The following is an 11401-nucleotide window of genomic DNA, read 5'->3' on the forward strand; positions in this document are numbered from 1 at the left end:
CTGAAATGAAGGCGAATAAAAAGGGAGGCTAAGCCTCCCTTCAATTTACTTTCTAACCAGCCCGTTATTTGGCGGATGCTTTGCTGCCAAGGGCGGTGCTTTTTTCCATCAGCCCCAACGCCGACAAGCCGGTGATCACGTCCAAATTGGAGGTCATGCCGTTGCCGCCACTGCCGTTGATATAGTTCTTCGGCATATCCACCTTGAAGTTGGGCAGGTTCTGATACAGGGAGTTGGCCACATCCCGGTTCAGCTCGGCCAGATACACCTTCTCATGGGCACCCAGGGCCTTGTATTTCGCCGCCAGTACATCGGCTTCGGCTATCCCTTTTTCACGGATCGCCTTGGCCTCAAACATGGCCGAGGCCGAGTTGGCTTTCTGGATCTCCAGGTTGGCCTGGGCGATTTCCAGCTCCTTGGCCTTGCTCAGGGTGGCGATATCTTTCTTCTTGCGTTCTTCCACCAGTTCACGCTCGGCGATTTGCCGCGCCACTTCAACCTCTTTTTGCTGGGCAATAACCGCCAGCTCCTTGGCACGTTGGGCATCCTGTACTTCGCGGGTACGCTGGATCTCTTTGCGCAGCTGCTCTGTCTTGGCCTGGGCCTTGGACGTTTCCTGCTCCTGAATGGTGCGGATCCGCTCGGCAACCAGTTTTTTCTTATCAGTCAATAGCTTGTCAAGCTGATCTTCCGGCTTGGGATCGCCAATGGTGACCTGGGTGACCGTGATGCCATAATGTTTGAGCGGGTTGTCCTGACGTACCGGATTACCGCTCTTGTCGGTAATAGGTACTGTCTTCCACACCAATTGTTTGGTGGCTTGCAGCTTGTTGGAATCTTCCTGATCGAAGCCAACCGGCACCAGATCCACCTGCTCGACTTCAACCTGGCGCCGCTCAGTGGTATAGATACCGTTGCTGAGCTGATCTGACAATTGTGCCTTGAACTGATTGAGGCCGCCCTGGAAAAACTCTTCGCCGGTATATTGGGTCGAGGTGATCACAGTGACGTTGCGGGCGTTCTTGATCAACATGGTGTCAATCAGGTTGTCGTTGGAGCGAAACTCCCGATGCATCGTCTTGAGCTGCTCGGGATCATAAGACAGCTTGAAGCGGAAAGTGGCCGGTACCTGGCCTGTGTAGGTATCGGCAAAACGTACCTGCAGCGCCGGCAGACGTTGGTAGAATACCTCGCCCTGGTTGTTGCCAAAGGAGACGGTAACGACCTGATCATAGCGGGTTATTTTCGACAGAAACGGCATGCGAAAGTGGATGCCGGGCTCGGTGAACACATCCAAAGAGCCGGTAACATTGTTTTGATGCACATAGGTGTAACCGGCATCTGTCATCAATACTGAGCTTTGGGCAATACCCAGGGCGGCCAAAACGCCCACCCCAATCAGAATGCGCTTGGGGGTAAAATAGGATTTAAAACCTGAGGCACTTTTCAGTTCCATCTAATCTTCCTTAATTGAGTTCCAATACGAAATTGACATAATCCGGGTATTTCTGCTGCCAGGCATCATCAAAGAAATGCCCGCCCTGATGCGGTTTGAGCTGCAGTTGATTACCCGGGCTAAAAAATTGTTCCAGCTGTTTATCCAGCGCCAGATTACTGCTGTGCTCCTGTTCGCCGTATGAGATAACCAGTCGCTTACCGGCGGGCGCCGAAGCCTTGATTTCGGTTTGCATACCGCCTGCAGACAGCAGCAGGGCGCCGACATAATCATTCGGGTGTTTGGCCAGCAGGTGAGCGCTGTGAAGGGCACCCTGGGAAAAGCCCATCAGTGCCACTTTCTGCTTGTTGACAGGGCTGTTCTTTGCCGCCAGGGCTAAAGCTTGCTGCACTGCCTGGTGACTGGACTCGGTTTCGGTTCTGGCCCAGCGGAAGCTGTGCTCATTGAGCTTTTCCGTGCCGTTGATCCCGATAAATATTGCCCGTTCACTTGTCAGCAGTTTGGCCATATGGGCGCTGTCACTGCCTTCTGTGCCATAGCCGGATAACCAGACCAGCACAGGCCAGCCACCGTCAGGGGCAGCCCCCTGAGGGCGGTAGATATAAGCTGTACCGGCATCTTTTGCATGCTGAGGATAACGGCGTTTAACCTTATCCAGTACGGCGCGGTATTCATCCGAGTCCTTGATGCCGGCAAGTTCGTCGTCTTCCTCAAGCATTATCTGTTGCCACAGGCCGCGGCTGTCGGCCAACTGCAGCATTTCGATTGCCTGGTCTTTAAGTTCCAGCATTGCCAGAGTACCGGCGGCTTGATAGGGCGCCCAGATATTGCTGCTATCGCGCTCTGTGGCCATCAGGTAATAGGCGAGGGCGCCAGCGTAGTTGTCGTAGCGGTTTTTTTCTTCATCCCCCTTGGCGATAAAGTCTTCCGCATTGGCGTGACTCAGATACAGGTTGGCTATCGGGCTCAACGCCTGCCAGCGGATCTCCGCTTCCGTTTTGCCCTCATCTGCCTGCGCTAATTGGCTCATACAGAGCAGTCCCAGCCCGGCACCCAGCTTCAACAGGTTACAGAGCTTTGTTTGTTTGGCTTGCATCCCCAGTCCTTTGCAATATATGGCGGCAATTCAATATTGCGCCTTTTTTATCCTGTGCTTTTTAATCAGCGCCCTTTTCATCAGCGCGCATACTAGCAGATTAACTTTAGTGGGGGGATAGCCAATTTCTTACAGTTGTGTCAGTCAGTTGTGATTGAAACTGCTGACGGGATAAACAAGCGCCCGGATAACTCCGGGCGCAGGCAGAAAAAGAGCTCGGCGTTGCCAAATTATTGGGCGGGTTTCTCCTTGGCGGTAGCGCTTGAGTCCGGTGCCGTGGAATCGACGGTTATCTGCGGTACCTGCTCTTCAATCAGCTCTCTCAAGGTGGGATAGAACTTGAGCACACCTTCGATAGGCTGAACCTTGGCCTTGGCCAGTGTTCTAATGGGCTGGAACTGCAGATCGGCAACCAGCAGACGGGTATTGTTGCTCTGGCATTTGCGTATCAATTTGTTCAACGCAGCCATACCACCGGCATCGAGAATGGACACCCCATCCATATAGAGCACTATGACTTGCTTATCCTGGGTCATCTGCGCGATTTCGGCGAAAATGCGCTCAGCGGCGGCAAAAAACAGTGGCCCGTTGATCTTCAGTACTACCCAGTCGTCCGGTAGTGGCCGGTCGATGTAGCGCTTATTGTTGCTGATATCGTAGAGACGGGTCATCTCGGCGATCTCTTTCATAAACAGTAGGGCCGCCAGCATGATCCCGAAGGAGATGGCGATCACCATATCGAACACCACTGTCAGGAAAAAGCAGCTTAAGAATACCCAGATATCGCTGCGCGGCGCGGTTTTCAGCAGTTGCCAGGCCTTGGGGGCTTCGCTCATGTTCCAGGCTACAACCAGCAGCAAGGCCGCCATGGCAGCCATCGGCAGGAAGGACAGTAAGCCGGCCAGTGCCACCAGCCCCAGGAGTACCACCAGGGAGTGGATAATCGCCGATACCGGGCTAAAGGCACCGGCCTTGACGTTGGCCGCGCTGCGGGCAATGGCAGCTGTAGCCGTGATACCGCCAAAGAATGGGGCCACTATATTACCTATCCCCTGGCCAAGCAGTTCGCTGTTGGCGCTGTGACGCTTGCCTGTCATGCCATCGAGCACTACGGCGCAAAGCAGGGATTCGATGGCGCCCAACATGGCGATGGCAAAGGCAGCCGGAGCCAAGGCTTTAATCATCTGCCAGGAAAGCCCCAGAGGTTCGCCATCCGGCCCAGGCTGCAACCAAGGCCACTCAAAGCTCGGCAGGAAGGGGGGAATACCATTGCCCTGGCTACCATCTGGCAACAGATAATGGAAGCGGCTGCCTATGGTTTCTACTTCAAGCCCCAAACTGCCGAGCAGCAAAGCCAGTAGACTGCCGACAATGATAGCCGGCAGATGCGCCGGCACCGGCAATTTCAGTTTTGGCCACAGCAGCATGACAGCCAGAGTGACCAATGCCACCACTAAGCTGGGAAAATCGGTTTGTGGCAGCGCCAGTGCCAGCACCTGCAGTTTTTCACCGAACTGCTCCGGCATGCTGTCTATGGGCAGACCGAAGAAGTCTTTCAGCTGCAAAACTGCGATGACCACACCTATCCCGGCGGTAAAGCCCAGCGTCACCGACTGGGGAATATATTGGATCAGGCGACCAAGGCGCAGCAGCGCCATGGCTATCAGGATAACGCCTGACATCATCCCCGCCATCAACAGGCCGGCGAGGCCAAACTCCTGGGCTATGGGATAGAGCAGCACCACAAAGGCGGCGGTCGGGCCAGAGATTGAGTAGCGTGAGCCGCCGGTGATGGCGATGATAAAGCCGGCTATGATAGCGGTGTAGAGACCATATTGAGGGGCTACGCCACTGGCGATAGCCAATGCCATGGCCAACGGAATGGCGATAATCCCCACAGTGACCCCGGCCATCAGATCCTGGCCAAAGTGCTTTCCACTATAGCCTTCCTTGGCGATGACTTCACGCAGGGCATGGCCCAGGCGCAAAGAAAAGAGTTGGGTTCTGAAATTGCTTATGTGAGGCACGTCGACAGGGCTCCAGAAAATCGAACCGGATTGTGACCGGGAAAAAAGAGCCGCTATTTTAGGCTTCTACAAATCCGCCTTGTGTGATGTGTAGCTCAAAAGCTAAATTTTAAGCTTTTTTTTGAGTTAAAAGTGTGTTTGGTCGAAGAGGTTGTGCTTCTCACGTTTCCCCGTCTCTTTTTCTCTGCCTTGGTCGCTTGGTGTTTCTCCGCCATCATCCAACAGCGCTTTGGCTTATTGGCAAGATTTATTGGGGGCTCAATAACCCTTTTGCTTCTGCTGCCCGTTTGCAATAACAACAGCCGAATATGGAGAAATGTTATGAAGGCGATAATGTTGCCTGGCAAGTGCAAGGTAAATCAGAAAGGGAAGATAAGGATAAATCAAAGCGCCGCCATTGCCGGGCGCCGGTATCATCTTAGCCTGTTGGCCATCTTAGTTGGCAGTTTGGGGGTGGCCGCTTGCCAGCCACAGCAGTCCCATGAGCCACCCAAGGTCGCCAATCAAGCGAGCGAGGCTCAATTCCCTGAGGTTGAAACAGAGGTACTGCCAAGCAAAGACCCCGGGCAGGATATGGCGAACGCTGTCACCCATGCGCAAGCCCAGAAGTTAGCCATCAGCGCCGCTGCATCGCCGCGGGCTTTGTACAAGCCGAGTGTCCAGCCAAGAAGCTTGAGCGTGCCCTCTGAATTGACTCTGGCGGATGTGAATTATCCCAGCGCCACAGTGCTTGCCAATGGCTCGGAGGTGTATATCGCCAACGGCATCATGGTGGCGGGCGAAACGCCGTTATCGACCTTTTCCGTCGACGTGGACAGCGGCAGTTACAGCCTGATGCGGCGCAGTATCAACCTGGGAACATTGCCCCCCAAAGGCACGGTGAGAGTCGAGGAGTTGATTAACTATTTCGACTACAACTACCCACAGCCGGACAAAGGCGAGCCTTTCTCCGTCAGTACTGAGCTGGCACCGTCACCTTACAATGAAGGCAAGATGCTGCTGCGTATCGGGCTTAAGGGCTATGAAGTGCCGGCCAGTCAGATAGGCGCCGCCAACCTGGTGTTCTTGCTGGATGTTTCCGGCTCCATGTCATCGCAGGACAAGTTGCCGCTGCTGAAATCGGCCATCAAAATGCTCTGCGATACGCTCACCTCACAGGACAAGGTGTCGATAGTCGTCTACGCCGGTGAGGCCGGCGTAGTACTGGACGGTATCAATGGCGCCGATAGCGAGAGCTTAGACGCCGCTTTGGCTGAGCTTAAGGCCGCCGGTGGCACCAACGGCGGTGAAGGCATCCAAACAGCTTACCGTTTGGCCCGCAAGCACTTTATCAGTGGCGGGGTAAATCGGGTTCTGCTGGCCACCGACGGCGACTTCAATGTGGGCCTTACCAGCAAGCAGGAGCTGCTGGCGCTGGTTGAACAACAAAAGCAGCAGGGGATTGGCCTGACGACTCTGGGGTTTGGCCTAGGCAACTACCGCGACAGTATGTTGGAGCAGTTGGCGGATAAGGGTAATGGCCAATACGCTTATATCGATACCCTGAACGAGGCTCGTAAAATCCTGGTGGAGCAGCGTAGCGGCACCCTGCTGACCATAGCGTCGGATGTCAAAGTGCAGCTCGAGTTCAACCCGGCGCTGGTGGCCGAGTATCGCCTCATCGGCTATGAAAACCGCGCCCTCAAGCGGGAGGATTTCAACAACGATAAGGTCGACGCCGCCGAAATGGGCGCAGGGCATGTGGTGACGGCCCTGTATGAGCTCAGCCTTACGAATTCAAATAATCTGGCCAACGATGCATTGCGCTATGGTCGCGACCCTGTCAGCGGCAAGGAAAAATATAGCCGTGAAGAGCTTGGCTATCTGAAACTGCGAGCTAAACCACCCTTGAGTGACAGCAGCAAAGACAGCAAGAGTCAGCTTTATACTCATGCCATTCGCCTGGACTCGGCCCAAAAGTCGCTTGCGCTCGCCAGTGATGATCTGCGCTTTGCCGCGGCGGTAGCCGGGCTTGGGCAACTGCTTAACGGCTCAGTGTATCTGCATGGCTTTGACTGGCGCCGGGTCGCCGAGCTTGCCGATTCGGCCAAGGGCGAGGACCCATACGGTTATCGACATGAGTTTGTCAGCCTGGCTCGCAGCGCTGCACTCTTGGCCGAGCAAGGCGCGCTTAAACCCGGACGCAAAACCGTGGCAGATAAACTCAGCGCCGAACCTATGTCCGAACCCATGCTTGAACTTATGCCAGCCGCCGGATTTAAGCCGCTGGAATAGGGGCATAGGCAAAACTGAGACCCAGAGTCACGCCATTGGGGTTTACAGTCCAATGGCGTGGGGGCAAACTCTCATCCCAATAGCCAATATATAGGCCCGGCCAGGGGAGAGAGAATTTGGAACAGCAAAGGCAAACGGGATTGCCAAGTGGAGAGGATGAGACCTGGATGCTGGCTTATGCCGCCGGAGATGCCCAGGCCTTTGAGCGCCTCTATCTTAAACACAAGGGCGGACTCTATCGGTATTTTGTCCGCCAGTTAAGCGATATGACCTTGGCTGAAGACTTGTATCAGGAAACCTGGAGCCGGGTGATCAAGGCGGCGCAGAGTTATCAACCCAGCGCCAAGTTTACCACCTGGTTGTACCGGATAGCCCACAACCTGCTGATTGACCATGTGCGGGCGGTCAAACCGGTCGACAGTCTCAGCATAGATGGGGATGAGCCTGATGCGCAGGCCAATCTGCTGGGCCCACAAACCGCCGAGCCGGATAGCGAGCTGCTGCGAAGTCGTCAGGTCGCCTGGCTCAAGGAGTGCATCGGCCTCTTGCCCCAGGTGCAGAAGGAAGCCTTCTTGCTGAATCAGGAGTCCGGGCTGACGGCGCAACTGATCAGCGAAGTGGCCGGGGCGACGCTGGAGGCCACCAAGAGCCGGATACGTTATGCCTATCAGAGCCTGCGTGACTGTTTGGGGCGCAAGACCCAGGAGAGCATTGAATGACAGAGAACAAACGCGATGATGCTGCCACGCCAGAGTCGCAGATAGATGCGCTCTATCGTGAAGGTGCTGTCGAGCAGCCGCCACAGACCTTGGATCAGCAAATTCTGCAGCAGGCGAGGGACAACTGCCGCCAAGCACCAGAGGTGATCCGTCCGGCGCCCGGATTCTGGCAAAAGCACAGATATGGCCTATCCGCCGCGGCTTCTGTGATGCTGGTGGCAGGGCTGTTTATTCTGAATCCCGAACTGCGAAACTCATCGACGCCGCAGCTTAGTGCTCCAGCCAGTTTGGAAATCAGCCCGCAGGTCGATAGCGCTGAAGATGCGGCGCAGCCCGCCAGGCTGCAACCTATGGCGGCGCCGCAGCCCATGGCTGCCAAGCGAGCGGCACCTCAGGAACAAGCTGTTCAGCAACAGGATATGCCTCCTCAAGAAAGTGCTGCAAAGAATCGCGCCGTGGCAGAGGACACTGTGCAGCAAAGAGCGAGAATGGCCCCCAGGCAGCAACAAGCTCTGACTGCGTTGCCAAGGGATATCGACGGCCGTTTGGATCTGCTGACAAGTGCCATCGAAGTCGGTGAACTTGAGCAGGCGGCAGTGCTGGTGCGAGGCATAGCCGCAGATTATCAACTGACGCTGCCGGATACCTTGGCCAAGAGCTTGAGCCCAAACGAATCGGCCCAGCTGCAACTGAAGCAACAGTCCTTTATCCATCAGGATACGGCGCCCGAGAATGCGCAAGTGCTTAATAAGGAGCAGAGCGAGCGCTGGCAAGCCTTGCTTGAGCGTCTCGAGCAGAGTCTCGAAGCCAAAGAGAATCACTGAGACTAAGGACTGAGCTTAAAAGAGTTATCGGGAAGCCCATCAGTTTCAATCCATCACGGGGCAGGGAGCCTGCCCTCATTTTAATAACAGGAGTTTTTATGTTGACCGCCGATGATGTTATCCAGGCACTCGAGCTTGAGCCCCATGTTGAGGGCGGGTATTTCGGTCGTTCATTCGTCTCGGACAGCCGGTTTGATGACAGCCGTAACCTGTGGACCAGCATCTACTTTATGCTCAAGACGGGTGAAGTGTCCCACCTGCATCAACTGACAGCCGATGAGATGTGGTATTTCCACAGCGGTGAGTCGCTGACCATCTATATGATCTCCGAGCAGGGTGAACTGACCGAGGCGCAACTCGGGATGGACTTGGCCAAAGGTGAGCGGCCACAGGTCTTGGTGCCCAAAGGCACTATTTTTGGTTCGGCAATGAATAACCCGGGCTATTCGCTGGTAGGTTGTATGGTGGCACCTGGCTTTACCTTCGATGACTTCAAGCTGTTCGGCCGTGATGAACTGCTTGAGCGTTTCCCTGAGCATCAGGCGTTGATAAACCGCCTGACCCGCTAGCGGGCGTTACAAGGTTAAGCTTATTTTGAGCCGTCACTTTTAAACCGCTATTTTTAAACCGCCAAATCCCCTGGGGCAGGTGTCAACCTGCTCCCTGTCATCTTGCGCCTATACTTGAAACATGAGTTGCAGCATAAGTGCTACATGCCCATTGCATAGGTGCTGACTCAAACCTATGTATCTATGGTCATCACTTGTATCTACGGTCGTCACTGTTCGGCTCAAAGGCTTGGACCGACTCAAGTGCTTGGATTGTCCGAAGGGGGTCTGCGTGCGCTGTCTGTGTTGTCTGCTGTTGTTGCTGTTTGCCCTCCCGACATGGGCTAAAGAGTGCCAGCAAGGCCTGACACTGGCCTACAATGATTGGCCTCCTTACGCCTGGACAGACGCTTTTGGCCAGCCGCAGGGACTGGACATTGAGGCCAGCCGTTTGATCAGCGGCAAGGTGGGGTGTCCGCTGAGTATAGAGGCGATACCGGCCAAGCGGGCACATCAGATGTTGAAATCCGGCCGTATTGATCTGCTTGCCGGGGCCACCAAATTGCCACAGCGGCAGCTTTATGCTCACTTCAGCCTGGCTTATCGCAGTGAAGAGGTGCGTATCTTCGTCAAACAGGGGCACCAAGCCGTCACCCAGGTGCGGCAATGGCAGGACGTATTCTCACAAAGGCTCAGGCTTATTCTGCCCGGTAACGGCTGGTATGGCGCCGACTATCAGGCATCCAAGCAACGTTTGAGTCAGGCTTCGCTGTTAATCATCAGCCCCAACGCTTCCCAGGCGGTACAGATGTTGGCCTACGACAGGGGCGATGCAGTAGTGGGTGACTCCCTCTCAGTGCCTTTTATTGCCGGTGAGCAGGAAAAACTGCGGTTGGAGGCGCTGCAACCTGTGTTGGCGCAGGACGGGATCCATCTAATGTTGAGCAAGGTCTCGGTTGATGAAACCTTGCTCGAGCGTTTCAATCTGGCCATTGAGGCACTGGAGGCCGATGGCTCTCTGCCGGCGCTGCGGCGTAAGTGGCAGCAGATCTCCTACGCCAGACTCAGCCTGACGCCGAGCGTCGAGAGCGATCTTCATTTTGGGGATTATCCCCGGGCCCCTTGATCTTGGCTCTTCCCGGAAAAGACAGCGCAATGGAACCCGGGAGTAACAGCAAACAACCCAGGCTGTATGCAAGCAGATCCAGCCAGTCGAAGTGGCTGCCGATAACGATTCGTGCCAGGCGAATATGGCCCAGTCCCAGCTTATCCACTAAGCCAAAGGCCTGGCCAAACTCTATGGCGAAGGCAAATGCCAGTACCAAGGGAAGCAGCAGCCGACTTGCCCAGGGGCTCACGGTTTTAAGGGCGCAAAACATCAATATCACTACCAGCAGATCGCCGATAAACCCGCGGATGAAGCCGGGCGGGGCGTAGCGGGCTATCAATACTTCAATACCGAACAATAAAACCGTGGCCAAGGCAAAATGCCAGCGCTTCAAACCATCGAACCAGGGCACAGGTTTCATTGGAGCTCTCCCGTCAGCAAGTCGGCGTTTTGCTCGGCAAAAAGGTGCATCTGCTCCAGCAGCGGCAACAGTGCCATTCCAAGCGCGCTGAGACGATAGTCGACTCTGGGTGGCACTTCAGGGTAAAGAGTACGGGTAAGTACGCCGTCTTGCTCCAGCTCCGTTAGCTGAGCGGTCAGCACTTTTTGACTGACACCGGGTAGATGCCGTTTTAGGTAGCTGAAGCGCTGTGGCTGCTGTTGCAGCAAGAACAGGATGGCGGGCTTCCATTTGCCGCAGATCAGCCGCAGAACCTGATAGGCCGGGCAGAGAGGGGCTTGCTGATTGAGTGTCATAAGGCTGGGCGCAAGTTACTTTGGGGTAACTATGCCACCAATTTGTGCCTCCTTGTAGCGAACGCGCTGCAGTTTTATGATTTTATCGGGAAGATCCTCATGGCGCTCTCTTGAAAGAGAGCTGCTATAACAGTGACAGGCGTTAAAGGCCTATGACTTGTTTGCATCTTCCATGACATTAATCCGTAAACCAAGGGGAGGGTTGAATGACCACTCTATTGCAAATCGATTTTGAATTTCCCGCCGAAATGATGGGCGATGCCCTGACTGAGCAAGCCAAACCTCTGGCCGAGTCCATTACCCGGGAGCCGGGTTTCATTGCCAAAATCTGGACCGAAAACCCACGCAGCGGCGAGGCCGGAGGCATTTATCTGTTTGAAGATGAAGCCAGCGCCGAAGCTTACGCCTGCATGCACTCACAACGAGTGGCGGCCATGGGCGCCCACAACATACGCATAAGGCTGTTCGATGTGAATGAATCCTTGAGCAAAATTACCCACGGCTGGCCGCTATCAGTTTGATTTTTCAGTATGCCTGCCGACACATTTGCTAAAACTTCTGTCGTCGGCAACAGCTGAATCCAGCTGCTTTCT

Annotated in this window: 11 protein-coding genes; 6 read left to right on the forward strand and 5 right to left on the reverse strand. The window is 55.0% G+C overall.

The window, feature by feature from the left end; genetic code table 11:
• Positions 1–64: 64 nt before the first annotated feature.
• The 3 genes from ACMHXI_RS01545 to dauA all read right to left on the reverse strand — a co-directional run bounded on the left by ACMHXI_RS01545 (position 65) and on the right by dauA (position 4579).
• Complete coding sequence (locus tag ACMHXI_RS01545; RefSeq protein WP_025010940.1) at positions 65–1456, reverse strand: SPFH domain-containing protein; 1392 nt, start codon at positions 1454–1456, stop codon at positions 65–67.
• Positions 1457–1466: 10 nt separating this feature from the next.
• Positions 1467–2552 (reverse strand): alpha/beta hydrolase, encoded by a 1086-nt coding sequence (locus tag ACMHXI_RS01550; RefSeq protein WP_109248123.1) that lies wholly within the window; start codon positions 2550–2552, stop codon positions 1467–1469.
• A gap of 230 nt (positions 2553–2782) precedes the next feature.
• Positions 2783–4579 (reverse strand): C4-dicarboxylic acid transporter DauA, encoded by a 1797-nt coding sequence (dauA, locus tag ACMHXI_RS01555; protein ID WP_208135945.1) that lies wholly within the window; start codon positions 4577–4579, stop codon positions 2783–2785.
• A 321-nt stretch (positions 4580–4900) separates the two neighbouring features.
• On the opposite strand from dauA, the gene ACMHXI_RS01560 reads away from it, so the two are divergent.
• The 5 genes from ACMHXI_RS01560 to ACMHXI_RS01580 all read left to right on the forward strand — a co-directional run bounded on the left by ACMHXI_RS01560 (position 4901) and on the right by ACMHXI_RS01580 (position 10070).
• Positions 4901–6853 carry a vWA domain-containing protein gene (locus tag ACMHXI_RS01560; protein ID WP_243891922.1) on the forward strand — a complete coding sequence of 651 codons (1953 nt, stop codon included), beginning with the start codon at positions 4901–4903 and terminating at the stop codon, positions 6851–6853.
• Between the two features lie 167 nt (positions 6854–7020).
• A complete protein-coding gene (locus ACMHXI_RS01565; RefSeq protein WP_096142720.1) occupies positions 7021–7572 on the forward strand; it encodes a sigma-70 family RNA polymerase sigma factor in 552 nt (183 codons plus the stop codon).
• Positions 7569–8396, forward strand: a complete 828-nt coding sequence (locus ACMHXI_RS01570) for a hypothetical protein (RefSeq protein ID WP_208135943.1) — start codon at positions 7569–7571, stop codon at positions 8394–8396. Before ACMHXI_RS01565 ends, ACMHXI_RS01570 begins: the two co-directional genes overlap by 4 nt.
• A 98-nt stretch (positions 8397–8494) precedes the next feature.
• Positions 8495–8965 (forward strand): cupin domain-containing protein, encoded by a 471-nt coding sequence (locus ACMHXI_RS01575; protein WP_025010937.1) that lies wholly within the window; start codon positions 8495–8497, stop codon positions 8963–8965.
• A gap of 271 nt (positions 8966–9236) precedes the next feature.
• A complete protein-coding gene (locus tag ACMHXI_RS01580; RefSeq protein WP_157824673.1) occupies positions 9237–10070 on the forward strand; it encodes a substrate-binding periplasmic protein in 834 nt (277 codons plus the stop codon).
• Here ACMHXI_RS01580 and ACMHXI_RS01585 read toward each other — a convergent pair.
• Positions 10009–10473 (reverse strand): DUF2809 domain-containing protein, encoded by a 465-nt coding sequence (locus ACMHXI_RS01585; protein ID WP_045282624.1) that lies wholly within the window; start codon positions 10471–10473, stop codon positions 10009–10011. The two genes, ACMHXI_RS01580 and ACMHXI_RS01585, sit on opposite strands and share 62 nt — an antisense overlap.
• On the reverse strand, positions 10470–10808 hold the full coding sequence (locus ACMHXI_RS01590; RefSeq protein WP_208184913.1) for a winged helix-turn-helix transcriptional regulator: 339 nt from the start codon (positions 10806–10808) through the stop codon (positions 10470–10472). Before ACMHXI_RS01590 ends, ACMHXI_RS01585 begins: the two co-directional genes overlap by 4 nt.
• A 206-nt stretch (positions 10809–11014) precedes the next feature.
• Between ACMHXI_RS01590 and ACMHXI_RS01595 the strand changes: the two genes are divergently transcribed.
• Complete coding sequence (locus ACMHXI_RS01595) at positions 11015–11329, forward strand: monooxygenase (protein WP_025010933.1); 315 nt, start codon at positions 11015–11017, stop codon at positions 11327–11329.
• The last annotated feature ends 72 nt before the right edge of the window (positions 11330–11401 follow it).

Source organism: Shewanella sp. BJSY2023SW005 (assembly GCF_047314585.1).
GTDB lineage: Bacteria > Pseudomonadota > Gammaproteobacteria > Enterobacterales > Shewanellaceae > Shewanella > Shewanella algae.